At 68.2% G+C, this 25724-nt stretch carries 36 protein-coding genes; 3 read left to right on the forward strand and 33 right to left on the reverse strand.

Going from position 1 to position 25724, the window contains the following annotated elements; genetic code table 11:
* The first annotated feature begins 14 nt into the window (after positions 1–14).
* Positions 15–320, forward strand: a complete 306-nt coding sequence (locus ACFQUV_RS23165; protein WP_129609495.1) for a hypothetical protein — start codon at positions 15–17, stop codon at positions 318–320.
* A gap of 101 nt (positions 321–421) precedes the next feature.
* Here ACFQUV_RS23165 and ACFQUV_RS23170 read toward each other — a convergent pair whose 3' ends face one another.
* From ACFQUV_RS23170 to ACFQUV_RS23325, 32 genes are all read right to left on the reverse strand, one after another.
* On the reverse strand, positions 422–925 hold the full coding sequence (locus ACFQUV_RS23170; protein ID WP_129609494.1) for a DUF1833 family protein: 504 nt from the start codon (positions 923–925) through the stop codon (positions 422–424).
* A gap of 2 nt (positions 926–927) precedes the next feature.
* The gene (locus ACFQUV_RS23175) at positions 928–1299 is read right to left on the reverse strand and encodes a hypothetical protein (RefSeq protein ID WP_129609493.1); all 372 of its coding nucleotides are present in this window, start codon (positions 1297–1299) and stop codon (positions 928–930) included.
* Between the two features lie 9 nt (positions 1300–1308).
* A complete protein-coding gene (locus ACFQUV_RS23180; RefSeq protein WP_129609492.1) occupies positions 1309–3468 on the reverse strand; it encodes a phage tail tape measure C-terminal domain-containing protein in 2160 nt (719 codons plus the stop codon).
* A 2-nt stretch (positions 3469–3470) separates the two neighbouring features.
* Entirely contained in the window at positions 3471–3626 is a 156-nt protein-coding gene (locus ACFQUV_RS23185; protein WP_165363954.1) for a hypothetical protein, read from the reverse strand.
* Positions 3623–4069, reverse strand: coding sequence for a gene transfer agent family protein (locus tag ACFQUV_RS23190; RefSeq protein WP_129609491.1), 447 nt, complete (start codon positions 4067–4069; stop codon positions 3623–3625). The genes ACFQUV_RS23185 and ACFQUV_RS23190 overlap by 4 nt, the downstream gene beginning before the upstream one ends.
* Positions 4069–4452: an HK97-gp10 family putative phage morphogenesis protein gene (locus tag ACFQUV_RS23195; RefSeq protein WP_129609490.1), complete on the reverse strand. Its 384-nt coding sequence runs from the start codon at positions 4450–4452 to the stop codon at positions 4069–4071. Before ACFQUV_RS23195 ends, ACFQUV_RS23190 begins: the two co-directional genes overlap by 1 nt.
* A complete protein-coding gene (locus ACFQUV_RS23200) occupies positions 4452–4898 on the reverse strand; it encodes a phage tail tube protein (RefSeq protein WP_129609489.1) in 447 nt (148 codons plus the stop codon). The genes ACFQUV_RS23195 and ACFQUV_RS23200 overlap by 1 nt, the downstream gene beginning before the upstream one ends.
* 12 nt (positions 4899–4910) lie before the next feature.
* A complete protein-coding gene (locus tag ACFQUV_RS23205) occupies positions 4911–5318 on the reverse strand; it encodes a DUF3168 domain-containing protein (protein ID WP_129609488.1) in 408 nt (135 codons plus the stop codon).
* Positions 5315–5671: a head-tail adaptor protein gene (locus ACFQUV_RS23210; RefSeq protein ID WP_129609487.1), complete on the reverse strand. Its 357-nt coding sequence runs from the start codon at positions 5669–5671 to the stop codon at positions 5315–5317. The genes ACFQUV_RS23205 and ACFQUV_RS23210 overlap by 4 nt, the downstream gene beginning before the upstream one ends.
* Before the next feature lie 12 nt (positions 5672–5683).
* A complete protein-coding gene (locus tag ACFQUV_RS23215; protein ID WP_129609486.1) occupies positions 5684–6277 on the reverse strand; it encodes a head-tail connector protein in 594 nt (197 codons plus the stop codon).
* A gap of 2 nt (positions 6278–6279) precedes the next feature.
* Entirely contained in the window at positions 6280–6645 is a 366-nt protein-coding gene (locus ACFQUV_RS23220; protein WP_129609485.1) for a hypothetical protein, read from the reverse strand.
* Positions 6646–6675: 30 nt separating this feature from the next.
* A complete protein-coding gene (locus ACFQUV_RS23225; protein ID WP_129609484.1) occupies positions 6676–6960 on the reverse strand; it encodes a hypothetical protein in 285 nt (94 codons plus the stop codon).
* 56 nt (positions 6961–7016) lie between these two features.
* Complete coding sequence (locus ACFQUV_RS23230; protein ID WP_129609483.1) at positions 7017–8237, reverse strand: phage major capsid protein; 1221 nt, start codon at positions 8235–8237, stop codon at positions 7017–7019.
* Positions 8238–8250: 13 nt separating this feature from the next.
* Positions 8251–8883: an HK97 family phage prohead protease gene (locus tag ACFQUV_RS23235; protein WP_244601605.1), complete on the reverse strand. Its 633-nt coding sequence runs from the start codon at positions 8881–8883 to the stop codon at positions 8251–8253.
* Positions 8884–8915: 32 nt separating this feature from the next.
* Complete coding sequence (locus ACFQUV_RS23240) at positions 8916–10178, reverse strand: phage portal protein (protein ID WP_129609482.1); 1263 nt, start codon at positions 10176–10178, stop codon at positions 8916–8918.
* On the reverse strand, positions 10175–11908 hold the full coding sequence (locus ACFQUV_RS23245; protein WP_129609481.1) for a terminase large subunit: 1734 nt from the start codon (positions 11906–11908) through the stop codon (positions 10175–10177). The genes ACFQUV_RS23240 and ACFQUV_RS23245 overlap by 4 nt, the downstream gene beginning before the upstream one ends.
* A 4-nt stretch (positions 11909–11912) precedes the next feature.
* A complete protein-coding gene (locus ACFQUV_RS23250; protein ID WP_165363952.1) occupies positions 11913–12473 on the reverse strand; it encodes a phage terminase small subunit P27 family in 561 nt (186 codons plus the stop codon).
* Positions 12474–13163: 690 nt separating this feature from the next.
* Positions 13164–13835 carry a transcription termination/antitermination protein NusG gene (locus ACFQUV_RS23255; protein ID WP_165363951.1) on the reverse strand — a complete coding sequence of 224 codons (672 nt, stop codon included), beginning with the start codon at positions 13833–13835 and terminating at the stop codon, positions 13164–13166.
* Positions 13819–15147: a helix-turn-helix domain-containing protein gene (locus tag ACFQUV_RS23260; protein ID WP_165363949.1), complete on the reverse strand. Its 1329-nt coding sequence runs from the start codon at positions 15145–15147 to the stop codon at positions 13819–13821. The genes ACFQUV_RS23255 and ACFQUV_RS23260 overlap by 17 nt, the downstream gene beginning before the upstream one ends.
* Positions 15144–15377 carry a hypothetical protein gene (locus tag ACFQUV_RS23265; protein ID WP_129609477.1) on the reverse strand — a complete coding sequence of 78 codons (234 nt, stop codon included), beginning with the start codon at positions 15375–15377 and terminating at the stop codon, positions 15144–15146. Before ACFQUV_RS23265 ends, ACFQUV_RS23260 begins: the two co-directional genes overlap by 4 nt.
* The gene (locus ACFQUV_RS23270) at positions 15374–16081 is read right to left on the reverse strand and encodes a DUF1937 family protein (protein WP_165363947.1); all 708 of its coding nucleotides are present in this window, start codon (positions 16079–16081) and stop codon (positions 15374–15376) included. The genes ACFQUV_RS23265 and ACFQUV_RS23270 overlap by 4 nt, the downstream gene beginning before the upstream one ends.
* A complete protein-coding gene (locus ACFQUV_RS23275) occupies positions 16081–17100 on the reverse strand; it encodes a phage Gp37/Gp68 family protein (protein ID WP_129609475.1) in 1020 nt (339 codons plus the stop codon). Before ACFQUV_RS23275 ends, ACFQUV_RS23270 begins: the two co-directional genes overlap by 1 nt.
* Position 17101: 1 nt before the next feature.
* Positions 17102–18631: an MT-A70 family methyltransferase gene (locus ACFQUV_RS23280; RefSeq protein ID WP_165363945.1), complete on the reverse strand. Its 1530-nt coding sequence runs from the start codon at positions 18629–18631 to the stop codon at positions 17102–17104.
* Positions 18631–19548: a hypothetical protein gene (locus ACFQUV_RS23285; RefSeq protein ID WP_378395834.1), complete on the reverse strand. Its 918-nt coding sequence runs from the start codon at positions 19546–19548 to the stop codon at positions 18631–18633. Before ACFQUV_RS23285 ends, ACFQUV_RS23280 begins: the two co-directional genes overlap by 1 nt.
* Before the next feature lie 31 nt (positions 19549–19579).
* The gene (locus ACFQUV_RS23290) at positions 19580–20512 is read right to left on the reverse strand and encodes an ATP-binding protein (protein WP_129609473.1); all 933 of its coding nucleotides are present in this window, start codon (positions 20510–20512) and stop codon (positions 19580–19582) included.
* A 3-nt stretch (positions 20513–20515) separates the two neighbouring features.
* Positions 20516–21181: a DUF2312 domain-containing protein gene (locus tag ACFQUV_RS23295; protein WP_129609472.1), complete on the reverse strand. Its 666-nt coding sequence runs from the start codon at positions 21179–21181 to the stop codon at positions 20516–20518.
* A 40-nt stretch (positions 21182–21221) separates the two neighbouring features.
* Positions 21222–21509, reverse strand: a complete 288-nt coding sequence (locus ACFQUV_RS23300; RefSeq protein ID WP_129609471.1) for a hypothetical protein — start codon at positions 21507–21509, stop codon at positions 21222–21224.
* Positions 21510–21513: 4 nt separating this feature from the next.
* On the reverse strand, positions 21514–21780 hold the full coding sequence (locus ACFQUV_RS23305) for a hypothetical protein (protein WP_129609470.1): 267 nt from the start codon (positions 21778–21780) through the stop codon (positions 21514–21516).
* On the reverse strand, positions 21777–22208 hold the full coding sequence (locus tag ACFQUV_RS23310; RefSeq protein WP_129609469.1) for a hypothetical protein: 432 nt from the start codon (positions 22206–22208) through the stop codon (positions 21777–21779). Before ACFQUV_RS23310 ends, ACFQUV_RS23305 begins: the two co-directional genes overlap by 4 nt.
* Entirely contained in the window at positions 22205–22771 is a 567-nt protein-coding gene (locus ACFQUV_RS23315; protein ID WP_129609468.1) for a 3'-5' exonuclease, read from the reverse strand. Before ACFQUV_RS23315 ends, ACFQUV_RS23310 begins: the two co-directional genes overlap by 4 nt.
* On the reverse strand, positions 22768–23202 hold the full coding sequence (locus tag ACFQUV_RS23320; RefSeq protein ID WP_129609467.1) for a hypothetical protein: 435 nt from the start codon (positions 23200–23202) through the stop codon (positions 22768–22770). Before ACFQUV_RS23320 ends, ACFQUV_RS23315 begins: the two co-directional genes overlap by 4 nt.
* Complete coding sequence (locus ACFQUV_RS23325; protein WP_378395838.1) at positions 23199–23462, reverse strand: hypothetical protein; 264 nt, start codon at positions 23460–23462, stop codon at positions 23199–23201. Before ACFQUV_RS23325 ends, ACFQUV_RS23320 begins: the two co-directional genes overlap by 4 nt.
* On the opposite strand from ACFQUV_RS23325, the gene ACFQUV_RS23330 reads away from it, so the two are divergent.
* Positions 23461–24222 carry a phage repressor protein gene (locus tag ACFQUV_RS23330; RefSeq protein ID WP_129609526.1) on the forward strand — a complete coding sequence of 254 codons (762 nt, stop codon included), beginning with the start codon at positions 23461–23463 and terminating at the stop codon, positions 24220–24222. The genes ACFQUV_RS23325 and ACFQUV_RS23330 overlap by 2 nt on opposite strands.
* 158 nt (positions 24223–24380) lie before the next feature.
* Positions 24381–24698, forward strand: coding sequence for a hypothetical protein (locus ACFQUV_RS23335; protein WP_129609525.1), 318 nt, complete (start codon positions 24381–24383; stop codon positions 24696–24698).
* A 262-nt stretch (positions 24699–24960) separates the two neighbouring features.
* Here ACFQUV_RS23335 and ACFQUV_RS23340 read toward each other — a convergent pair whose 3' ends face one another.
* On the reverse strand, positions 24961–25584 hold the full coding sequence (locus ACFQUV_RS23340; protein ID WP_129609524.1) for a hypothetical protein: 624 nt from the start codon (positions 25582–25584) through the stop codon (positions 24961–24963).
* Positions 25585–25724: the final 140 nt, after the last annotated feature.

The raw sequence follows: 25724 nt of genomic DNA on the forward strand, positions 1-25724 counted from the left end.
TTGGACATCCACCAATGACCAACAAACTGGAGCAGTTGGAACAGCAGGTGCTCGTTGGAAAGGCGCTCGGGCTCATGACCGCGACAGCACTCGTCGAACTTGCCGTCGCTCACATCGCCATGATTGGCGGAGATCAGGAGACCGCCCTCCGACAGACAATCGCAATTGTGCAGAAGACTATTGACGACTTCCGGATAACCGTAAAAACCACAAAAGGTGATGCGGCGTCTGCAATCTCTGACATCAGGGAACGCGAACAGTTGATACTATCTGGATTTGAGGCTGATGTTCGTAGGCGTATAGGACTTCCACAAAACTAGCGTAGAACACGCGATCGACGACAACTTCTGTAACTTCAATATTTACACTTACTTTGGAATACGCACATTCAACCGCAAGCTCTACTTCGCACATTGGTATGTTACTCATTCTGGAGCGCCGGATAGAAGATGGAGTCGTACGTGGCGCGCGGGAACGCCCGGGTGGCCGTCTGCGGCCACGCCACCGTGACCTGCGCCTCCGTGGCGGTGAGCGAGGCGACGCGCAGCTCCAGTCCGGTGATCAGCTCGCCGGGCCGGCTGAGATCCGCCGTCGTGTAGGACCGATAGGTCACGGAGATCGGCGACGTCGCGGCCGTGGCCGCCTCCAGATACGGCAACAGGTGCTGCGACAGCAGATCGATCCCCAGCCGCATCGGGCTCGGCCCACCGTCGTCGACGCCGGGCGGCACCACCGACACGGCGATCGCCGTCCAGGTTACAGGATCGGCGCCCGCCGCGGGCGGAAGATCGACGTCATCCGACACGTTGCAGGCAATGCGTACCGGCTGATCGAACGTGACGTGATCCAGCTCGATCGTCTCGATGATCGTCTCTCCGGCCGGATTGGCGGCCCATGCCTCGCGCATCGCCTCGGTGACAGACACGATCAGCCTCCCAGCACACAGAGCGTGAACGACACGAGATAGTCCGAGCCGATCTCGTCGACCGTCCAACGCCCGCCCTTGATCCAGCAGCGCCGCCACCGATAGCCGACGCCCGGTACCGGGACCTGCATGCGGAAATGACCCGTGCTGCGCCCCAGCGTGCCGACCGCGAAGGCGCGGAAGACCCCGACCTGGGCATCCGTCATCACGATGGCGTAGTCGATGGTCGCCACCACGGTGGCGGCGCGCGCCCGCATGACGTCCGGGCCGTCCTCGACCTCGGTGACGGCCGGCGGCTGGTGACTCTCCGGCCACCGCCTCGGCCGCATGCGCGCCTTGACCGGCAGCCCGGCCGGCCAATCGGGAATTGCCATGCCGTCCCCCTAGCCGATCAGGCTCGGCCGCAGGCCCGCCGCGCGGCCGGTGGCGCTGCGCCCCGAGGAGATCCGCGATGCCAACGCGCGGTCCACCATCGCCTCGATGTCGATCGTGAGACCACCGTCGCGGCCGGGAGAGGCCGAAACCTGGGCGCCCGGCGCGCTGTTGTTGACGGTGACGTTGTACTGCGGGCGCGGGTGCGCGCCCGCCACGGCCGGGAGCTGGAACGCCGGCATGCCGCCGACCGGCCCGCCGGCCGCGAAGCGGGCGACGCCGCCGCTGTTGATCGCCTCCAGCAGCGGCCCGAAGCGCCGGGCCGACGCGGCGCGCACCACATACTCGCCGCGCGAGAGACGCGCCGGGATCGAGTCGGACGTCGACGTGCCAGGCCCGTCGACCCAGCCGCCGGACGCCTTTCCCGTCAGCCCGAATACCCCGGACGACGCAAAGAGCCCCTTGAACACATCGGCGAGCGGGCCTGTCACACTCGATCGGATGGCGATCTTCAACAAGTCGCTCAAGATCGACTGCGTCATGATCCGGAAAGCGTCGGCGGCACTGCGGGTGCCGAGCGCCATCGCGGCCAGCTCGTCCGTGACAGTGCCGAGTCCGGAGGCCGCAAAGCGGTTGAGGGCGTCCGCCACATTGGCGCTCTCGCGGGCGAACGTGGCGAGCGGCGAGCGCGCCTCCTCGATCCGCTGCGCCACGCGGCCATAGGCATCGGCCATCGCCTCGATCTTGGCGCGCTGCTCCGCCGTCACCTCGGCGCTCTCACGGCCGGCCGCCGTGTTGGCCTGCTTGGCGATTGTCTCCAGCTCGGCCACCAGCTTGGCCCGTTCGCGCGCCGCCGTGGTGAGATCGATGGCGCCCGCCTCGGCCTCCATGGCGGCGATGCGCTTCTCGGTCTGGTCGAGGGCGCGGTCGAGGGCGTCACGCGCCGGTGCCGTGGTCTGGTCTGACGCCTTGCGGGTGGGTGCAGCGCCCTCGCCGCGAGAGCCCCATGTGCCGAACCGCGCCGCGAACGAGTCACGCGGCGCATGTTCTGCCGCCTGCTTCTCCAGCGCCGCGATCTCGGCCTTGAGCTTGTCGCGCAACGCTTCGCGGCTGCGCTGCTCGAACCCGAAGAACGCCGGACCGCTGTCGAGCAACGTCTGCACGTTGGCGAGCTGTGCCTTCTTGGCATCGATTTTCGACTGCGGCGTGACGCCGAACTTGTTGGCGACGGCCACCGCCTCGCCGATCCAACGGACGATGTCGGCCCACAGGTCGCGGATGGCCAACGCCTTCTCGGCGAGGCCGTCCCATGACGGCTTCAGCTCCTTGTCGAGACGCTGATACGCCCGCTGCAAGTTCTCGTCGACCTCCTTGGCGCGACGCACCAGCGCGTCGGAGAACTCGATCTTGGACATGTCGTCGAGATTGCGCAGCATCGCCTCGGCCGATGTCTTGCCGAGGCGGATGTTGTCGACGAACTTCGTGCCGAACATGCGCTCGCCGAGATCGAGCGCCGCCGCCTGCTGGCCGAGACGGTTCAGCTCCTCCATGGCGACCAGCACGGCGCGGACCTTCTCGTCCTGCGACTGGGCATCACGGAACAGCACCAGCCCTTCGAGCCGCGTTCCGGCCGACTTGGCGATCGCCTCGTTGTAGACCCGCAGCGCCTTCTCGACATCGGTGATGCGCTCGCCCGCGGTCTCCCACTCGGCGACGTCGATCGGAGACTTCTCGCGAGTTGCGCGGAAGGCCGTATTGAGCGCGTCGTCCAGATCGTCGACGTCGACGCGCAGTCCCTGCGCCTCTGACCGCCACTGCTGGAGAAAGGTCGGAGCCACGCCGAGCGACGACGCCCGCTCCGCCACCTCGATCATGTCGGCAATCTGTCGCCGCACCGCGCCGACGACAGATCCGACCAGCTCGAACGCCACCACCATGCCGGCGACGGCACCCGCCGTCTTGAGCAGCATGCGGGCCGAAGCTCGTGACCACGACAATGCGACGCTGCTGGCCGCATCTTCCCCGGCCGCCATCAGGTGCGAGTTGGCGTCCGCGAACTTCCGCCCGATCGTCTGGAGCGTGTCGGAGACACGCTCTTGCGCCTGCTTGGTGTTGCGCTCGAACTCCTCCATGGAGAGCGAGAGCGGGATGCGCAGCGCCGGAACACCCATGGTCAGCCATCACAGGACGGAGAGAGTTGAGAGACGAGCGCGAGATGTTCCGACGCCATCTCGTCGAACTCGTCGGCGGTCGGTGGCGGCGGCGTTGCTTCGCCGCCGTGCGCTGCGTTGTAGCCGGACAGACACCACGCCAGCTCGATCAGTGTCATATCGTCGACGGCGCGGGGCGGGAAGCCGAGAGCGGCGCCGAGCCCGTAGAGTCCGGAGCGGCGGAGGCGTCCGTCATCGTGGTGAATGTCGGGTCCACGGCCTCCGCCGCCGCCGGTTTTCCCGGCTGATCATCCGGCACGCCGATCAGGACCGCCTCGATGACGGCCCGGGCGACCGCGACACTTTCGGCGAGCGGACTCCCGTCGACATGCCGCTTGACCACCTGCATCGCGCGCTCGGGGGTCATGCCGCCGCCGATCAGGCCGAGCCGGATCGGCTCTCGGACGTCGTGCAGGCACCAGGTGCCGGCGAGCAGCCGCCCGAAGACAGCCGCAATGCCGACGCCGCAGGCATCCTCCAGGGACAGGATGTGCTTGACCTGAGCGAGGCAGAATTGATCCTCGCCGTGAGACCAGACGATGGTAACGGTTCCGTGCGGCATCAGCTCAGCGCCTCCCCGACCGCCGCTCGGATCGCCGCATCGATCTCGTCCTTCTTCTCCCGATACGTCGGGAAGAAGAACGGCTGCGCGGCGACGTGCGCGTTGCCGAACTCGGTGCCCAGCGCATAATCGTACGCAACACCGGAGCCGCCACGAACCTCCCCGGTGGTCGCTTCACCGCCGGCCGTGACCACCAGCTCCAGGGTGTTGCGACCGCGGCGCACCTGCACCGAATCGCGCAATCGCCCGGTCTTCACCGGAGCGGCCTCCTTGATCTCGGATGCCAAGCCGTCGGCCTGATCCTTGATCGCCTGGGCCACCTTGCGCTTCACGGCGAACGGCAGATCGCGGAAGTAGCGCCGCAGCTCGTCGTCGGCCGGCATCACGGCGCTCCCGTCGTCCAGGAGACCGGCCCGTCGCTCTGGAGCTGGAGCGAGACCTGCACCTTGCCGTCGCCCTGGTTGCCGGTCAGCTCGAACGAGGTCAGCAGATAGGACCCGGCGAAGTATCCGGGCGCGGTGAGGCCGAGGACGATGCGCACGTTCTTCGGCGCGCCCGAGAGGAACCAGTCACGCCAGAACGCGAACGTCTCTTCGGCCATCACTCCGGAGCCCGAGACCGTCGACGACAGCGCTTGCGCGACCCGCTCCGTCCACGACGGCGCGTCGGGATTGTCACAGTCGGGGACGTTGCTGTCCGACGTGCTCGCCGAGAAGCTGATGCCCTTGCTGGTGAGGCCGCAGACCTTCGACGTGAAATCCTCCGGCGACGCGCCGTCGCCCGGCCAGATCGAGAGCTTGGTCCACCGCTGCGTGGTCGGCTTCGCCATGTGACACTCCTCCTAGACCGGCTCGGTGCGAGCCGTGAAGATGAGAACGGCATGCTGCGTGAGGCCGTCCGGCTCGGTGATGTAACGGGCCTGTTCGATCTCGATCGAGACGAGACGATGGCCGGTGATGGCGAGATCGGCGCCGTGGAGCGCCGCGCGGATCGCGGCTCCGATCCGCTTGGCTTCGACGGTCGTCGGCTTCGCCGACCAGACGTCGAGCTGCACGGTGATTTCGGCGCCGTCGTACTCGTCGGCGGTCTCCGGCAGCGCCTGCACAACGCCGAACGAGACATAGGGCTTGACCGCCTCGGGAGGCGGCCGATCGTAGATGCGGCCGGAGACGATCGCAGCCACGGCGGCATCTCCCTTGAGCGCAGCGATGATCGCGGCCTGAAGCGGCAACGTGGCGTCGGCCGTCATGCGGGGACTCCGGATTCCGCCAGCATCTCGATGTAGCGACCACGGGCACCGCCCACCGCGGCGATCGACCGGATGTTGTATGTCTCGCCACTCCGGACATCCCGCGCTCGCCAGGCGGATGTCACGGCGGCGGTCTGAACCGAGCGCCGGACCATGATGGTGACGGGGGCGGTCCCGGCGAGCCGCGCCGCCATCACGGTTTCGCCGCCGAGCCGCGGGGTGACGGAGGCGGCGACGACGAAGCCTTCGACCCATTCGGCCTCGACGCCCCCATACTCGTCGCTCGTCTCCATGCGACGATCGAAAGCGATTCGTCTGTCGAGCGAGCCGGCACCCGTGCGGCTGATCGGCATCTCATCACCTCGTCAGCCGAAGACGCGGAAGGGCAGGATCAAGGTGTCGACATCGGCCGGCAGCACCGCAGCCGGCGCGGTCACCACCGTCTCCCGGTGCTCGTACAGCGTGCCGAGCTGGAGCAGCACCCACTCCTTGATCGCGGCTGGTAGGCTGTCTTCGCCTCCGGCAATCGCATAACCGGCAGTGTACCTGATCCGCACCGACTCGTAGTCGCCGCGCGCGGAGGGCCACGATCCGCCGTAGATAGGTGTGACGAAGCTTCTATCGGCCGGCCGGAGGAACACCCGGTAGTGGACGAACTCGGCCAGCGTACGGGTGATCCCATCGAATCCGTCGTACTCGATCGAGGCAATCGCCGTGCATGGCGGATACGGTAGCTCGATCTTGCCGCACGGAAAGTGCGGAAACCGTAGCTCCCATGTGGCGGGCCGCAACGCGCGGCCGAGCACGCCGCCGAGCGCCGGATCGAGCTTGGTCGCGACAGCCGCCACTAAGCCGGTGATCAGCACGTCGTCGTCGCTGTGGTCGACGCGCAGGTGCCGCTTCGCGTCGTCGAGAGAGACGAGCGGCACCGTCGGCGCCGTGATGAGTACCGGGGTCATGATCAGTCGTCGACCAGGATGTGGAACGTGCCCGTCTTGGCATTGCCGCCCTGGGCGATCACGATCTTCACACGATCGCTGGCGAGCGCGATCTTGTCCGCCACCGCGGCGCCGCCGGCGGCATAGAGCAGCGCCGCCCCCACCTGCGAATGAGTCGGCTGCCGCGGTGCGCGGACCGCCGACGCATTCACGTTGCTCTCGCTCCACAGGCCGACGCCGGTCGCCTCGCCCGTGATGGCGAAGTCCACGCCATCGGCGAAGTCGCCCTTGACGTACTCGATCTGCTCGATCCTGCCGGCGATCCGCGGCGAGTAGGCCGTGGCGGAGCCATCGGCCGCGGTGGTGACGGTGACCTTGTATCGTCGCATGGTGATCTCCTCAGAGCATGGTCAGCACGCTCAGTGCTTATTGCCGCGCTTCCCGCGCGTGGGTTGGTCGGCCTGCTGGGTCTGGGTGTGCTCCGCGCTGGCGGCGCCAGCGGCCTCGGACTTGTTGGCAGGCGGGGGCTCGGACTTGTTGCTCGGCGCCGGCGCCGCCTTCTCGGCGACCTCGATCACCCTCGCGAGGCCGCGCGACGCGAGCTTAGCGCCCTCGCCGTCTTCGATCTCGAATTCCTCCCCGGCCGCGATGACGTCAGGCCGGACGGCACTGATGTGGAGCTGATCCACGGCTCGCATCTTCATCGTTCTCTCCCTGGTGGCGGGCCGCCCGCGTGCGGGCGGCCCTGATGCGGACGCCGTCACGCCGCCAGGGCGGTCGCGAACGTGCCCTTGATGAAGGCTTCGGGCCGATACACCGCGAGAGCGAGCCGTTGTTCAGCCAGGATCGTCACGAGGTTCTTGCGGAAGTTGTCCGAGTCCTCGGTGCTGATCTCGACCGTGGCGTCGGCACGGTCGAAGATCTGGGCGCCGAGCTGGAAGGCGCCGACCAGGAAACGATCGAGCGTCATCGCCTGCGTCTCGACCACCGGCAGCCGCCACAGCCGCGGCTCGACGCCGCCTTGCGGATTCGCGAACAGATAGGCGCCCTCGTCCGTCTTGGTCAGCTCGATGTCCGCCCAATCGGACGGGTGCATCACGATGCCGCTGGCCGGATACTCGGACAACATGGCCTGGAGCATCGCGAGACGGATCACGTCGATCTTGGTGAGATTGCCGGCCGCGGTCGGGACGATCGGGGCGGCGTAGGCGGTCGCCTGCGTGTAGATGCCGTTCAGGTCCGTCCCGGTGCCGCCACCATTGAGAAGCTGGTTCTCCTCGACATACATCAGGCCGTAGCGCAGCCGCCCGTCGATGTAGCTCTGGAGCTGGGGCACGTCGTCGAGGATCTGCCGGGTCGCCAGAACCCAATGCGCGATGGTGGTGACCGCCGTGGTGGCGATGTCGAACTTGATCTCGGACTGCGGCTTCGTCGGCGCGCTCGTCTCCGACACCGTGGCAGCGGCATTCGTGAACCCGGTCTCCTTCACGTACTGGATCGCGTTCGAGCTGGTGCGGCCGGGCGTGATCAGATCGCGGATCGTCATGCGCCGCTGCGGCAGGCCGAGAATCGCCGCCTGCCGCTGCGGGACGATGAGGTCGCCGGCGGACCCATCGGCATCGGTGGTGAGCGACGAGATGATCGCCTTGACCGCGATGTTGACCTTGCCACGCCGCGAGATGAGCGACTTGATCTCGTCCTCCCGCCCCTGCGTGGCGCGCTGGCCGAGCGTCATCGGGCGATCGTCATCGTGCGCACCGCGCCGGGCCATCTTCTGTTCGATCTCGGTGAGACGCGCGCTGATCTCGTTGTACTTGATCAGCGCATCGTCGGCCGCCTTCTTGGTCTCGTCCGTGACCTTGCCGAGGTTCTTGATCTCGGCCTGGGTGGCCTCGGCCTGCTTCTTCACGTCGTCGGCCGCGGCCTTGAGCTCGCGCGCCAGGTTCTCGATCTGCTTCAGATCGTTGTCCGGATCAGCCATGATGATGATGTCCTCAGGTGGTGGAAAACGCCTTCGCCGCGGCACGAAGCCGGGCCAAGGTCTCGCTCGCCGCGCCCTCGGACTCGCTCCGGAGCAGATGCGACAGGCCGCGATTGGCGATCGCCGCGGCCTGCGTCTTCGAGAATCCTGCCTCGCGCAGGAAACGCTCGAACTCTGGAAGCGACGGCAAGGTGCCGTCGACAAGGGCCTGCTTCACGGCATCGATCCGCGCACGGCGGTTCGCCGGGAACGACACGATCGACACTTCCAGCAGGTCCAGCTTGACGAGCTTGCGCGGCTCGCCGTTCTGCGCCGGCTCGGTGTCGATCTCGCGATAGCCGATCGACAGCCCCTGAACTGCGCCAGCCTTGAGCATGATGGCCGCCTCGTCGGCGCGGCGCACGCCCTTGAGAAGCACGCCACGACCCCACAAGCCCTTCGAGTCCTCGGCGAGATCGTCCCATACTCCGACCGGCTCGTCGGGATTGTGCTGCCACAGCATGAGCGGCTTGGTGCCTTCGCGCCTGTGGCGCGCCAGGCTTTCGACGAAAGCACCGGGCAGCACGACCTCGTTGTAGCTGTCGCGCACGCCGTAGACGCTGGCATATCCCTCGAACGTGCCAGCGATCTCGTCGACCGCCTTCACCTGGAGAGCGAAGTCCTTGGTCTTCATGCTGCTCATGGCGCGGGCTCCAGAATCGGGTCGCCCGGCGCCGGCTGCACCCGGGCTGCCGGGACCTTGCCGAGCATGTCGAGCGGGACAAGATTGGACTGGACGGTGAGGACGTCGCCGCCGGGCATCGGCGGGCGGTTATCGAGGGAGCGCCCCTCGTTGCGGGTGAGATAACCGTTCTGCGCCAGCGACGAGAGAAGCGCAGCGCGCCCCGTGCTGTCGGCCCGCAGCAGACCCTCGACGTTGAACTCGGCAAACACGGTCCGCCGTTCGCCCGCCGCGATCAGGCGCTTCTTGATCGCCTGCTCGATCCTCGTAAGGTAGGGGCGCAGGCCGAGCGTGAGCCAGCCGAGCATGATCTGCTCGATCCCGCTGCCCCACATCGTCTGGCCCTCGGCGGCGTGGCCGATCAGGATCGGCGGCACCCGGTGCCAGCGGCAGATCTCTTCCACGGAAAATTTCCAGCTCATCAGCATCTCGGCATCTCGCGGCGGCAACGACACGGCCTTGACGTCGAACCCGCCCTCCAGGATGCCAGCCGCGGCTCCTTCGGCGCCGAGATACGGATCGATGAAGGTCTTCCGGAAATCGCTGCGCTGATCGGGCTTGAGGATGACCCCGCCCGGCGAGGTGAAGAATACCGAGGACTTCATGCCTTGCCGGAACAACGTTCCGGCCGACGCCGCCACGCCCTCGGCGATGCCGAGCGACTGGCGCGCGCAGGCGACCGGCGACAGGCCGAGTGGGCCACCGGCCCCAAAGCCGCGGACGTGGAAGACCGCATCCTCGGTCAGATCGTAGCGTCGGCCCCGATAGGCGAAGCGATAGCGGATCGCACCATCCCGATCGACCCGAACGTCCATGTCGCCGGGCGCGGCCGAGAGCGGCGTCAACGCGACCAGCCTCCCGCCCGCGAACTCCTTGAGCGCGAATGCGTTACCGAACGTGCAGAGCGAAAGGACCACGCCCTCCCAAAATTCCGCCGCGGTCTGATCTGCGTTCGGACTGTCGTGGATCAGCGCGTACAGGGCGTGATCGCTGTCCGGCGCCTTGCTGCCGTCCGCGTTGCGCCGGTACACGGCGAGCGGCAGCGTCGCGACCGTCTCGGCGATCAGCCGGACGCAGGCCCACCAGGCCGCGAGCTGCATGGCGCCGTCCGGCCCCACGTCGCGGCCCGCCCAGGTGTCGGACTTACCGCGACGGCCGTTGTCCGGGTCCTGCACCTTGAGCGCAGGTCGGCGCCACCACTGCATCAACCCCCAGCTCATGCCATCACCGCGTTGCGGAGGAAGTCGTCCAGATCGACTTCCGGCACATCGTGTGCCGCGAGGCCGAGCGCCATCACGAGCGCCACGATGCCGTCGATGCGGATCGACGAGGCGTCCTTGTCCGGCTTGATGTTGTCGGCCGCGTCGGTGGCGACCGCCGCCGCCTTGGCGTGACGCCACAGCACGGGATGGCCGCCGTGATGGAAGCCGTTCTTCAGCACCAGTTGCTCCAGCACCTTCGCGGGTGCCGACATGGAGGCGAAGCCCTGGCCGAACAGCACGACGGGCAAGCCCTCTTGCGTGAGCTTGACGCTCGTCTCGACCGCGTTCCAGCGGTCGATTGCGAGTCCGCCCTGGTGCGGCTCGCGATTGGCCGCGCCGGTGAAGGCGATCTTGTACCGCTCGGCGTCCTCCAGGATCTGGCGGCGGATGAACTCGTAATCCACGACGTTGCCGGGCGTGGTGAGCAGCGCGCCGTCCTGCACCCATCGATCGTAGGGCAGGCGATCACGCCGCGCGTGCGCCTTGACGAGCTGTTGCGGCTTCCAGAAGCGCGGCAACACGACCGGCGCCTCAAGACCTGGCTGCGCCGGAAACCACCACACGAGGCCAGACAGATCGTTGACGGCGGAGAGATCGAGGCCGCCGAAGCAGCGTTTGCCGACCAGCATCTCGGGCAGATTCTGCCACGGCGTCGGTCCGACGCAGTGCGCCCAGCCGAAGCGATTTCCGTCGTCGTCCACCGCGTCGTCCGGCAGCCACTTCACGGACTGATCGGTCCACATGTTGAGGCGGTAGCGTTTGAAATCGTTCTCCAGACGCGGGAGCTGACGCGCGCGATTGAAGTCGGCCATGAACGTCTCGATCTTGACGCTCTTGCCCCAGTTCGGGTTGGCCTTGCGCCACGTCTCCTCGCGCGTCCAATCGTCGTCCTCGCCGGGCGCGTAGACCACCACCATGGTCTCCGGATCGTCGACGTCGCCGGACAAGATCGCCTGGCACTCCTGCCACACCTCTTCGCCGTGGGTGCCTTTCTGGCCGGCCGTGCTGATCAGGAATTCGAGCGGCTGACGGCGCGCCGCGGCCGAGTCGTGCACGAAGGTGTAGAGATCACCGCCCGGCCACTCGTGGATCTCGTCACCGACGAGCCCGCTCATGTTGAGGCCGTGCTTGCCCTGCGGCTTGCCGGAGAGCGGCCGGAACGAGGCGTTGAGCGGCGGGCAATAGATCGACTCCTTGAGACAGATCAGGCCGGCACCGTCAGGAGGCGCGGCCGTCAGCGCATGCGCGCGCTCGACCATGGTCGACGCCTTGCGGAACACGATCGCGGCCTGATCCTTCTCGCTCGCGATCGAGAACACCTGACCTCCCATCTCGCCGTCACCGAGCAGCATCAGCAACGCGATCCCTGCCGCGAGTTCCGTCTTGCCGTTCTTGCGCGCGATCCAGATGAACACGCGGCGAAATCGTCGCGTGCCGTCGGCGCGCTTCCAGCCGAATGCCGGGCGCACGATGTCATGTTCTTCCCACGGCTCCAGGACGAAGGGCCGGCCGGCCCATTCGCCCTCGGTGAACACGAGGTGATCAGGGAAGAACCGGGCGGCCGCATCGGCCGCCGCCTCGTCGTACCAGTACGGGCCGTCGCGCCAAACCGCGCCGTCCCACGTCGCTTTCGGCCACCGCGCCAGAGCAGCGGGGCGCGGTGGCTCCGCTCTCGTGCGCACCGCCATGTGATCAGTTCAGGTCGCGGCGCAAAAAGCCGATCGGAGCGGCCGGCTGCGCCGGAGGCGTGGGAGACGCGGCCGGATCGTCGGGCCGCCGCTCGCCCGACGGAGTGCCTAGCTTGGCCATCGCATCGAACAGATCGCCGCTGACGCCCGTCTGCGCGCGCGCCGCGAAGATGCGCTGCCGCTCGGCGGGGTTCAGGCCGAACCGATCCTCGGCGGCGAGAAGCTGCCGCTCCACGCGATCGGCGATGCCGAATGCCGGATGCGCGCGCCGCAGCTTCCCATGCTGCGACTCCGTCCAATAGACCTCGCCGTCCTTGGCGAGCATGCGCTGCATCTTGAGCCACTTCGCGAAGTTGGCGCAGTACCGCGCGAACGTCATCGCGTCGGCGGCTGTGAGCAGCTTCGCGGCGTAGAGCGCCGGCGCGAGCCGCGCCCAGATCTTCCGCCCGTCCTCCTTGAGCCATGCCGGTGCAGCCGGCATTCCCGTCGGCGCGACGATCGCAGCCGTCGACGATGGTGCACGCGGCTTGCGCGCGCTGCGCACCGCCTGCTTCTGCTGCTTCACGCCCGCCGGCTCTGGTCGTCGACCACGCATCCGATGTGCCTGTCCAAAAAAAAGATTCCCGATTTCTCAGCATTTCCGCGCGGAGTTACCCAGCCGGTCCGGGACCGAGGCGCGTGGACTTTCGACCCCCCCTACCCCCCGAGGGTCGGGTCCAGGTCTCGCGTCAGCGCGGCCGCCTCGCGGCTGTCGAGCCGGAGGGCCGATGCCGGCAGCGAGCCGGCGCGCCACCTCACCTCGAGCTGTTGCTTGACGACGTCGTGGTGCCACCGGCAAGCCGGCTGCCAGTTGTCTCGATCCCACATGAGCGACTGATCACCACCGTGCGGGACGACGTGATCAGTCACGGTCGCCGGCTCGACCCGACCCACCGCGCTGCAGCCGAGGCAGAGCGGGTGCGCTCGCCTGTACGCTCCGCTCGCTGCATCCCACCTCGCTGAGTATCCACGCTCGCGCGCGCTGCCGCGGCGGGCGTCATGGATCTTGCGCTGGTCTGACGGCGATCGCGCCGAGCGTGGGCGATAGAGTGGCGGCTTGCTGGGCATCCTGCCCTATAGACGCGACAGCCCCGGCCGCATCGCTGCGTCGGGGCTGTCTACTTCACTTTGCCATCAGCGGCTTGTGAGTCTCGTCTATTCACGCAGGCTCAGCACTCCGGGTGGCTACCGGGTGGCTGTTGGGGTGGCTGGCCGATCAGAGCTTGGCGACCTGTGCGATCGGCAGGTCGATCGGGATAGTCCTGCCAAGCAGGGCAACAGCAACAGTGATTCTCTCGTCACCGTCAATCTGCTCAATCGGCAAGTCGAGCCCCCTTTCCACCGTCACGTCATGCCCGGTCAAGCTACCGGACGTCACACGCACGGTCTCTCCGGGAGAGAAGACCATGCGCGCCGGCATGTGACCAGGCACGGCGCCGTCGACCTCACATCCCTTGAGGCGGGCGATCTCCGCATCGCTGATCATGACCGGCAGGTTGTCACGACACAGCATGCCGGTGAGCCCGCCGAGACGGAAGATGTCGTGCCAACCGTCGCTCAGCTCGACATGCACGAGGAAGTACCGCGGCCACAGCGGCGCGATCTGTGGCCGCAGAATCTCGATACCCGAGCGCCGCTGTGCCTGGCTCAGCTTCTTCCGCGGCAGCGGGCGCAGCTCGCGTATCGACGGATAGTAGTGCTCGATGCCCCGGAGTTCCAGCCACTCACGCACCTGCCGATCGCTGCGGCCGACGGAGCGCACGAAATACCACTGCCGGCCGAGCCCGCTGCCGATGCGCCGGAGCGCCGCGGCCATCACGGCATCCCACGGCCGCACCACGGGCTCCACCCGCTCGCCGATCCGCCATCCGTCACTCGCCGCCAACATCGCTCGCCTCCGCCTTCGCCGCCACGGCCTCGCCGCCGTCGTCCACCGCATCGAGCGGGCCGGTCGGCGGCGAGCGGGCCGGCGGCCACTCGCTCGGCACGCGCGCCCCGACGATCCACTTCGGCCCCTCGATCGGACCGCGCGGCGTGTTGAGCACCACGGTCTCGCCGGGCACCCGCTCACGCTGCGGCACCAGCCGCACGCCGAGCGGCGCCAGCCACTCGGACCAGCGATGGAACCGCGCCGAGCGCTCATCGACGATCGGCCACGACGAGACGAGCTCGTCGGCGAAGCGGGCGAGCGCGAGCACGCGATCGTCCGGGAGTGGCCGCATGAAGGCGCCCTCGCCCTCGCCGTCCGGCCGCCGGCCGGCGCGCGGCATTGCGCCACGACGGATCTCCGCGAGCACGGCGCGGCCCCGCCACTGCGCCGAGTCGAGCGCCACCCATTGCGGCGCCGGCTCGTCGGCAGGCGCGAACCGGGCGTGTTCGGCGAACAGCCTGGGGTCGCGCAAGAACCGCGCGGGATCGAGCACGGATCGCTTCGCGTTGCGGCGGCGCTGTTCGGCGAGGCCGCGCGCGCCACGCAGCGCCTGCGCCCGCTCGGCGGCGCTCAAGCCACTCCACAGCGCCTCGACCAGCGCCGGGCGATTGCTGCTCTCCGGATAGACCCGTCGAAACTCTTCAAGGCCGCTGGTGTCTGGCACAGCCTCGCGATCTGGTTCCTCTCGCCCACCCTGCGGCATCGCCGCGAGGGAGGGGGCTTTGGGGGTAGGAGATGGATTCTTGGACGGACTCTTATGAGAGTCGCACGAGTGAGACTCACCGAGTCTCACGGGTGAGACTCGCTCAGTCTCAATTTGAGACTCGACCACAGTCTCAAATTGAGACTCGGGCTGTGCGGCACCCTCGTCCGCCTCGGTGGACCGCTCGTCGGCGCCGCCGCGCAACACGATCTCGCGCTCGTTCTCGCCCGCTGCATCACGCAGCCTGATCACGCGCCGGCCGGTCTCCCGGTCCTGCACCAGCTCGTATTCCACCCTGGCATCGAGATTGAGCCGGATTTCGTACTCCCGCTCGCCCCGCTCGCCGTGGCGCAGGAACCGGGTGAGCAGGCCCACCCGCTCCAGCTCGTCCAGCCGGCGGAACACGGTGGCGCGCGACTGCCGCGAGATTTCGGCGATGTCGTCCGGATCGGCGTGGCGGCAAATGCCGCGCTCGTTCGCGCGGTCGGCGATCACCAGCAGCACGACTTGCGCCGACGGCCCGTCGGGCCGCTGCTGCATGGCCCAGTTCATCGCGACGATGCTCACGGCGTCACCACCTCACCCGCCGCCTGCGGGGCTTCGCCCTCGCACGGTGGCGTGCGGCCGGAGCCGTCATCGGCACGCACACCACCGCGGCCGCCGCGGCGGAACTCCACCCATGGCCGCACGCCCGGCTCGTGTCGCGTCACTCTGACGAGCCCGCAGGCCCAGCACGCCCGCTCCGTCGCGTACTCGGTGCGGTAGGGGTCGGACCAGGTGTGCCGAAGCCGTGTCATGCTTGATCGCCCGCCGACGTCCCACGAACCCACGGCGTGATCACGAGCGTGACCGGGTCAATCGTGTAGACCGGCTTGTCGGCGCGCCGGAACACGCGAATCTCGTGGGCGATGCCGCGCGAGCGGTGCCAGCCCGCCATCTCCGCCACATACAGCGTGTCGGCCGCCGCCATCATGGTCTCGTCGAACGGCAGCCAGATCTCGTGATCCACCGGGCTGATGCCGCCATGCACGGCGATCGGATGCGTGTGCGCGATCGGCGAATAGACCCGCAGCCCCTGCTGGATCAGCCGGGCCGCGAGCGCGCTCGCATCCTCGAATGCACGCTCGATGCCGTGCGGATAGTGCGTGTAGGGCGTCGCCAGATAGATCAGCCCCGGCGCGGTTCGCGCGGCCGCGGCGGGAATGGGCGAGGCGGCGCCGGGCCGATCGTCCGTGCCGAGGCCGCGCAGCTCGGCCGCGATCAGGATCGCGAGCCGCGCCCCCGCGTGCCAGAGATGCGACCGACCGGACGCCGCGTCGACGCCGTCACGCAGCCACCACGCCGCGAGGTGGCGCTGCAGCGCCGACCAGTCGTCCGACCAAGCGCGACCGCGTCGCCAGTCGTCGCCGCCCGGACCGTCGTGCTTCTGTGCGCCATGGCCGAACATGCTGACGATGGCGCGGAACGCATCGAGCGGCGCGATATGCCACGGGTCTTTCATCACCTCATCACCTCCGGCATCTCGTTGTGCTCGCGGCCGTCGAGCCGCCGGCCGGCGCGCGCCTTGCCGACACGGACCATCCATTCGAGGCCGGGGGCGTCGGCAGCGTTCCACCGCGACGGATCGGGTGATGTTCCGTCTGGTAAGAGCGGCGTGCCTGCTACAGAGGACATCCACTCGCCCCACTGCTTGAAGAAAAACGGGACACCCGCAGCCGCACACTGATCACGAAGGTCGCGCGCCCAATCGGGATGCATCGGCCGCGCTTGCGGGCCGCTTTCGCCGCCGACGATGACCCAGTCGAGACCGGACCCGCTCACGGGCGCCCCGTCGGTTGATGGACTCCGTCCGATCGCGTGGTCGAGCCGATCGTCACGATCGGCGATGGCATTGAGACCGCCGACAGACCGCAAATTGATCGGCCCGAGCAACGGTTCGCACGACACAAAACGCACGGCCGCCGGCGTCGCCAGCAGATGCGGGATACGCTCGTCGGCGCACCGCTGATCCTCGGCGGAAATGCCGAGCCAGATGCGCGTCGGCGGCGAGGCCGCATCGTAGTGGAACGCACTCCATGCCCAATCGCAGCGACGGCGGGCGACGACACGCCAGAACTCATCGCTGTTCAACAGCTCACGCATCCTGGCCGCACGCTTGGTGAGGATCTGGATCGTGTGGCCATGCTCTACCGTCGCGGACACTGCCATTGCGTACAGCGTCGCGATCTCATCGAGCGTCAGTGCTGCATGGAACCAGTCGGCGGTGCTGGACGCGAAGATCAGCGCTGGCTTGCGCCACCGCATCGGCAGGTCGAGCCGATCCCACTGCACCGCGACACGGCCGGTCCATCGAGCGCCGGCTGGCGTGCGCTCCGCGATGCCGTGGCCCCACATGCCGGGCTCGCTGAATCTCCCGGCCATCCGCTCGGCATAGCAGTTGCGGCAACCTTCCGAGACGCGCGTGCATCCGCGGATCGGATTCCAGTCGCTGCGGCCGGTCCACTCGATCTTGCTCGCCATCTCACGTCTCCGTGGTTTCGGACGGCGCCGGTCGCCGCAGGAAGGCGGGAATATCGAGCCCATCGTCCTCGGGCTCCGCATGCCGGGCCGACCGCTGCGACACGGCCGGCCCCTCCCGAGGCATGCGACTCACGTCGCTCTGGCTCACCTCATGCGAGGACTCCACGGTGGGTGATCCGGCCGACTGGTCGTCCGCCCCGGCCGGGTAGGCGGTTTCGGTGCCGGCGATCTCGCCGGTGTCGATGTCGGCATCTTGCGCCGGCGGCTCGGCCTCGTTGCCCCACGCATCCCACCCCGGGCGCGGCGGCCCGCGGCGGTTCAGCTCGATCTTGGCGAGGCTCGGGTAATAAGCCTCGACCAGCGCCAGAAACTGTTCGGGCTTGGCCGAATGCGCACCGACCGGCGCTTCGATCAGGCTGTCCCACTGCGTGCCCGGAGCCGGTGCCGGCGGGGCGCCGCGGGTGCCGACCAGCAGCAGCTCGTGCCTGTTGCGGTTCCAGTAGCCGGTGCCGACGCGATCCTTGGCCCAGACGAAATGACTCACGTAGCGGAAGCCCCATGCCGCCATCACGCGCAGCGCGTCGGGAAGCATCGGCACAGTCGCCCACAGGAACAGAGCGCAGTCGTCGGCCGCGATGGCGCCCACGTCGCGCGCCGCGATCTCGTCGGTCGAGCTGGTCGGGTAATGGTTGTCGGCGGCCCGATCGAGCCCAGTTTCGCGCGATCGCACGGCAAACCGCCACTCCGGATCGGCGAGAATCACGCCGTAACGACGCTGCGGCAGCGCGCATTGCCGTGCGCCGAGATCGGCCTCACGGGCGGCGCGCGCGGCCTTCTTCAGCTCGATCTTGGCCGAAACCTTCTCGCCCGCCGCAGCCCTATCGATCAGCTCCGCGGCGCGGGCCGCGTCCGTCTTCCGCAGCTTCGCCAAGGCGTCCAGCTCTTCCCCTTTGTCGAGCGAGGTCCGCGCCACCTTGGCGAGCGCGGCCCCGCCCAGGGCTTCCCCCCGGGTGCAGTCCCTTCGGATAGTCGACGAGGCTTGACCCGTCGCCGAGGCCGCAACTTCGTCGTAGCGAGCAGCCGGTTCGGAAGTTGGTTGCTCAACTTGAGCAACCAACTCTGCCTTGGTGCGACCGTTCCCGGCTGCGTGCCGCTTCGTCTCCGGGTGCAGCTCCTGCCAGATCGCCTTGCGGCGGGTGTTGTACGACGCCCGCTCGGCGGCCGAGAGGTCGTTACGTGCAAGGTTCTCGTCGATCAGCATCAGCTCGGCGCGCAGATCGTCGACCTCGACCACGACAGCCGGAATCGTCGTGCGCCCGAGCTTGCGAAACGCCTTCACGCGATGCATCCCGGCGATCACCTCATAGGCGTCGCAGGTCTGGCCGGCGCGCGAGCGTTTGGCGGGCCGCACGGTGATCGGCTGCATCAGGCCGTTCTCGGCGATGCTGGCCGCCAGCACATCCACCGAGGCCGAGTCTACCGGCCGCGCCGCCAGACTGGGATAGCAGAGATGAAGGTCGATCTCCGGCATCACGCCTCTCCGGTGAAAGGCGTGCCGCGCGGCGCCAGGCTGGCACCGAGCACCTTGCACATGGTGAGCTGCCGGCCGCCGAACCAGGCGTTCCAGGCATGCACGGCCGCCTCGGCGAGGTCGTATTCGCTGGTCGCCCGCTTCGCCGAGAGAAAGTGCGAGTGCAGCGCGCCCCGCGGATCGCCGACCAGGAGCCCGTTGTTGCGGATCGACGGCCCCCAGAACTCGCGGGCCTTGGCATTCTGATAGCGCAGCGTGACGAGCGCGACGGCGAACACGCCGCCAGCCCGGTACCGTCCGGTGCGCTGACCGATGCCCTGATCGAGGCAGGACTGATAGTCGATCGCCCACGGCTTCCAGCGCATCGCGAAATCGCGCTTCACGTCGAGATCGCGGGTGTCGCGCGGGCGCTGCGACGGCGCGATGCGCCGCCGCCCGATCATCAGCATCGGAACGGACCGGAGCAGAAGCGCGGCCGTCGCCGGCCGAAGGCCGCCTTCCGCGCTGTCGTGCAGCCCGAGCGACCGGCTGACCTGTGTCAACGAGCGCTGGCCGCCCGGCTGATCGAACCGGCAGTAACAGGCATCGACCTCGTCCCGCGACCGACAGTCGTACACTTCGATGCGGAACGCCTGCGCCTGCTGCGCCAGCGTGATGGCGTTGAGCCGGTGCTGGCCGTTGACCAAGAAATAGCGGCCATCGCAACGGGCGAACGCAATCTGCGTGTTCTGCATGAAGGTGCCGTGCTCCATCGCCGCGGCGAGAAGCAGGGCACGGTCGTCGTTCAGGGCGCGCTGCCCGTCGTAGGGGCATTCCGCGAGCAACCGCGCCGCCAGGTCCTGATCGATCCGAAGCGACGCGCCGGACACCAGAACCTGATCGAAAGACGGCGAGCTGATGATCTGCACCACGTTCATTGCTCTCTCCCGACTTGCCATTCCACGGGCATCAGCGTGTGCTCCCGAGCCGGACGACGTTCCCGCCGTCGTCGCGGTCGCCGGCCGGCGCGTCGTCCGGGACATCGCACGAACGCGGGAGGGGCCATGGCATCATGCCGACCGCATGGTCCTTGGCGCCGAGCGACCACAGCCGTGGCTTGCCGGCATCGGGGTGAGGTTGCACGGCGGCGATCAGCCGCTCGACGACGGCGTGCTTGGTCATGTCCCAGCCGCACCGTGGGCCGACCACGATCTGCCGTTTCAGATTCTCGCACCACGATCTGATCAGCGCGGGCGTCGCCGTCGCGAACGCCTCCGCGAGATGCCGCAGCCCCTCACGGCCGAGACCGAATGGCGCGAGGTAGCGCGCCAGGATGCGTTCGCGCTCGAACTGGCCCGGCAGCTCGATCGCGATCTGAATGTCGAACCGCCGCCACACGGATTCGTCGATCGACTGCGCGCTGTTGGTCGCCGCGATGATGAACGACGGATAGGCATCGAGCCGCGCCAGGAGCGTGTTGATCATCGCATTGTGGTCGTGCTCGGCCGCCTCGTTGACGCCGGACCGCATCCGCTTCTGCGCCACCGTGTCGAACTCGTCGAAGAACAGCAGCACGGGCGTCTCGATCGCCTCGGCCTGATCGAACACATACTTGATGTTGCTGGTGCCGGTGCCGAGATAGCGACCGTACACGTCGTCAGGCCGCACGATCGCCATCGGCAGGCCGAGCCGCGCCGCGAGATGGTGCGCCAGCGTGGTCTTGCCGGTGCCGGCGCCACCGGCGAACAGCGCACGCCGCCGGGGCTTGACGCCGACCGCCATCAGCTCCGGCTCAGTCCAAATCTCCTCCAGCCATTCGAGCAGCGCCTGGCGAACGGGGCGCGCCAGGATCGGCTCGATGGCCTCGTCCGGCTGCACGATCTCGGCGAACGCACGGGCCATGGATCAGTCCTCGCTCGGACCCATGCCGTCGCCGCCGTCCTCGACACGCCAGCCGCGATCCCAGTGAGGGCGGTTCGGGTGGCCGTAGGGGAACGGATTCTGGATGATCGGCACGTCCGCGCGGCGAGCGATCCGCCCGAGCGACTCGGCCTCGTCCGCGCTCACCACCGGGACGGACTCTTTCGGCGCCGTCGGCTTCTTTCGCCCGTCGGCGGCGACCGGCTCGACCGGCTTCTCCACGACCTCGGTGACCGCGACGTTGCCGTCCTTGTCGCGGCTCAGGCGGACCGGCGAGCCGCCGGCCTCGATCGTGATCGATCCGTTCGCCGGCACCAGCGCCTTCGCGGCCTCGATCACCGCTTCCTTGACGGCGATGTCCACGCTCATCAGACCGACCGCGCGGAACAGCGGCGGCTCGCTCGCCATGCCCATGGCGTGCATGTACAGGTCGCGCAGGGTCTCGCTCTCCTGCCGCTCAGACGGCTTGAGCTTGCGCTGCTTGACCACGTAGCGCACCGCCGACGGCACGAACCCCTGCGCCTTCGCCTCCGCGCAGATCGCCGCGATGTTGTCGCTGTGCTGCTTCTTCTGCGCCTCCTCGTTCTCGATCCGCTCCACGAAATTGCGCAGCGTCTCGCCCGCGAGCGTGTTCCGACCCACCTGATTCATGATGCTTCCTCCCGCTGGCGCGCGTGGGCGCGCGATCTCCTCACACCAAGCCCTTCTCCACCGCGAGGCGTCGCGGCATCGTCACCACCACGGCGCCGGCGCCGCGGTGCTCGTACTCGATCGCCGATTTCGGCAGCCACACCCAGCCGCGGCCGGGCGCCGCCGGGTCGGTCACCGCGATGGCGAGCGGCTTGTCCATGCGCAGCACGAGTGCGAGATCGACCAGATCGGCCCGCACCGAATCGTTGCCGCGCACAGGCTCGTCGCCGTGGCGGCCGCGCGGCGCCTCGCGCTCGCGCATGAAATCGAAGGTGTCGCGCTCGCGCATGTGATCAGACTCCGGAGACGTGCCGGACGAGAGCGTCGTCGGAGCGGGGCGCCACGACACGGCACTGGGCGCCCCGCCCCTGCGGGGCCGACCGGATCGGAATGGCCGGCCCCCTCCACCCCTGCGGCGCCGACAGCGCCGTCTCGGGGCGATCGCCACCTGGCGCCGTCACGCAGGCGCGGTCGGCCAGGCGGATGCGGATCAGCGTGTAGGCCGCGGCGAGCGCGACCATCGCGGACGTGATCAGGACGACGCGGCCGTACGGGCTCATCGGCGCGCCCTCCCGGTCGATTTCGTGCCCCGGGGCCGGAGCCCCGGGGCGGCCGGCGTCCGCCCGCCGGCGAGCCTACTCCCGCGCGGTCTCACACCTTCCGCGGCCGATGGTCCGTTGGCCGCGATGATCTCGCGCGGTTTCGCTCGGGATTGGAATCGATGATGCGCCGCGACGATGCGCTCGACCTCGCGCCAGAAGCGCGGGCCGAGCGGCCGGTCGGCGCCGTGCCGCGCGACGAGCGGCGACAGCCGCCGGGCGAGACCGATGGTCTCGGCGAGCGAGCCCACGGCGTGCGCCATCACCCAGCCGCGATTCATGACGCGCACCGACCAGGTGCGGCGGCCGCGCTCGCGCTCGATCACCACCGCGCCGAGCCCATACATGCCGTCGACGATCGATGTGACATCGGGCGGCAGGGGGATCACGACACGCCTCCCGTCCGGGCGTGCAGCGCCCGCAACAGGATGGCGACCTCCATCGCCTGATGCCGGGCATCGGCGAGCGCATCGTGGGCCGGCGTGGTGCGCGGCAGGGGCGCCACCAGATCGCCGGCGAGCGCCTTGAGGGTGCGGACGCATCGCGGCGCCCGATACGACCACGGCACCTCGATCGCGAGGCGCCGCATGGCGCTCTCCAGGATCACGAGGTCGAACTGCGGCGCGTTGGCCCACACCCAATCGGGCGCGCACCGGCGCACGAAATCGACCAGGCCCGCGAGCGCCAGCCGGAGCGGCGTCGTCCCGCCGAATGCCTCGGCACGCTGCTCCTCCGGCTGTGTCAGCCACCATCGCAACGTGTCGGAATCGATCGACCCCTCGGCGATGGCGCTGGCCGGGGCGACCGCGGCGTAGTAGGCCGAGCCGATGATCGACTCGTCCGCGACCGCGAACGGCACGAAGTAGCAGGCGCCGACCGACAGGATCGCGGCGTCCGGCGCGGTGCCCAGGGTCTCGATGTCGATCATCAGGTGCAGGGACGGCACGATCATTCCTCGCCCTCCTCCAGGCGGCGCAGCCGCTGCTTCGCCTCGATCTCCGCTTGCCGAGCGAGCGCGATGCGCTGCTCACGGCGCAGCGCCGCCCACCACTTCGGCGGCGCCGGGGCCTCGGCCATGGCGGCGCCGAGGAAGGCGTGGCCGTGCTCGCTCCACAGCAGCGCCAGATAGGAGGGCAGCGACATTTGGGTGGCGCCGGACAGCCACAGCTCGGCGCACCGCTTGCTCACGCCGCACACGGCGGCCAGATGGTCGGCGGTCTTCGCCGGCCAAATCCGCCGCGCCGTCAACAGGATCTCGTCCGCCTGCCGAATCGCCGTGGGGTGATTACCGAATCGCTCTTCGGTGCCGGTACCGAATCCCTCTTCGGTGCGCCGCTTTGACGTTTTCGGCTGCCCGCGCGATGGTTTTCGGGTGCCGCTCATGGCGCAGCCTCCGTGCTGGTGGCGGGGAGATCGGCGGGAGGGTGGGGGACGTCGGGGGGCCACGCGGTTTCGGCCGGCCAGTGAGCCGCGAACCAGCGAAGAGCCCGCTCGAAGCGCCGGACCTGGATGTCACCGCCGGCCGCGATAGCGCCGAGCTTCTTCGTGTCGCCGAAAACTCGCCAGCTCACGGTCGACAGCTCGATGCCGTGCGCTGCCCCGTAGGTCCTGGCGAGCAACAGCAGTTGATCGATACCGCTCATGATCACGTCCGAATCGGAAACGCGCACCACGATCGGTAAGTTTACTTTTCCGGTCAACAGTTATCTTACTGTTTCCCCTGTTGCTCGCGGCCGGTCACCTTACCGGGGCATGGACGACATCACGGACATAGTCGAGCGCATCAATCGTCGACTCGCCTCAGTCGGTCTGAAGGCCGCAACGGCCTCCCGACGAGCCGGGCTCAGCGACAGCGCGATCTACAATCTCCGGCGTGGCGCGGCGGGCAAGATCACCGTCAAAGGCGCCACAGCGGCAACCTTCGTGGCTCTCGCCCGCGTCCTTGAGACGACACCTCAGTGGCTGATGACCGGCGACGGCCCCGAGACGATCGGTGAGAGCGAATTGCCGGCGCCGCCCGACCGCCTCCTTGTGCCGATCAAGGGTTACGTCGGGGCGGGCGCGGAGACCCACTATTACGCTGTCGCGCAGGGCGATCTCGATGAGGTCGAGGCTCCCGACGGGAGCACGCCGGACACAGTCGCGGTCGAAATTCGCGGAGAGAGCTTGGGATCGCTGTTCGACAGGTGGCTGATCTTCTACGACGACGTCCGTCGCCCCGTCACCGACGACCTGATCGGAAAACTGTGTGTGGTCGGCCTTGCCGACGACCGAATTCTCGTGAAGCGCATTCGGCGAGGAAGGAACGGGCTTTTCGACCTTGAGTCGAACCGTGACGACGATACGATCAAGAATGTGAAAGTCGAGTGGGCCGCCAAAGTACGACTTATGACGCCAAAGTAATTCAGAGGTGTAAAATGCGAGCCTGGGTCCTCATCGTTCTCGGGGTAGGCTTGGCAGGATGCGGAACGCCATCCCAGACGGCAGTTTCCAATGCACGCCCATCCGTTTTCGTGAAAGGCGCCGCACCGGATAGAATAAAGCCTGAAGTTGTAAATTGGATGGTGACCCAGAAATACAGGATCACCAAAGACACTCCTTATGAACTGTCCTTCGACAAGCCGGTTGAAAACATGGCTGTGCAAGTGCTGCTTGGCAGCAAATACGACTCGCAGCCGAACGCACGGGTTTCCTACTCGTTCGCGCCGGTGGACGGAGGGACCAAGATCTTCGCCGATATGGCCGTGATCACCAATCCTGGCTCCGCTTTCGAACGTCGCACGGACGTAGATGGCGGCCACGATTCCGTCGCCGTGCAGAGTCTCCTTGACCGGATCAAGGAGGACCTGGAGCGCCCGGCGGGCGCCAAAAAGAAGTAATTTTACCCATTTAGATTGACGCGGTAAATTTACTGTTCTATCGTCTCCTCATCGAAACCGAGGGGACACCGATGACCACCACCCAGACCAAGCCGACCCCGAGCTACACGAGCCAGCCGCTCACCATTCAGCAGGCCCTGGCCCAGCTCATCCGCGATCTCCAGCAGCCGAAAAAATAAGGGAGGGGCGAAAGCCCCTCTTCCTGCTGGAGAGAGCAACCATGCGGCAGGGTGGTTCAGAGAGCGCCGATGATGCGCCCGCCTCACCCGCGGCGGGCGAACGTCGCTCCGGTCATCGGCAGGACGTGAGCCAGCAGCCGCTGGCGGAGCGTGAGCGCGAAGCCGGCCCGCTCGTCGCGGCCGAGGGAGCGGGCCGCCGCGTTGAACGCGAGTGCCTGAGCGCCGCACATCGGCGGCGGCGCCTCGGCGGCGGCGCGGATCAGCCGCGCCCGCAACCCCGGCAGGCCCGCGTCGGGCGTGGTGGCGATCTCGGCCGCGATGTCGTGATAGGGCCGCCGCAGATCGCGGTGCCGGCGCGCCGCGCCGGCGAAATCGAAGGCGAGATTGGCGGCGCTCACCAGCGCCACCGCGATGCTGATGCCCGTCGCGAGACCGCTGCGCGTCGCCAGTGCGGCGACCGCGCCGGTGCTCAGGAAGATGGTGAGCGCCAGCCCCGCCCGGTGCATGGCGTCGCAGGCGGCTTCGCGGCTGCGATGATAGATCGCCCCGAGGGTGGCGCCGAACAGCAGATCGTCGCGCTCCGTCACTTCGGCTTCGGCGGGGGCGGGCTCGGCGGCGGTGCCTTCGGGGGCGTCGGCGCCGGCGGCGGCCAGCCGTTCTTCCTGCCCCCGTCGTCCGCTTTCGGCGGCAGCGATCCTGTCGACCATTTGGTTTCTCCTGACGGCATCGTGGATCTCCTGCGGTTGGTGCGTGGGAGGTTCGCGGCCCGGCTCGAATCGCAGTCGAGCCGGGCACCCAATCTCGCGCCGCACGGGTGCGCGCGCCACCCCTCCCCCTCCCCGCGTCC

This window comes from Rhodoplanes sp. P11 (assembly GCF_964266735.1).
Taxonomy (GTDB): domain Bacteria; phylum Pseudomonadota; class Alphaproteobacteria; order Rhizobiales; family Xanthobacteraceae; genus Rhodoplanes; species Rhodoplanes serenus.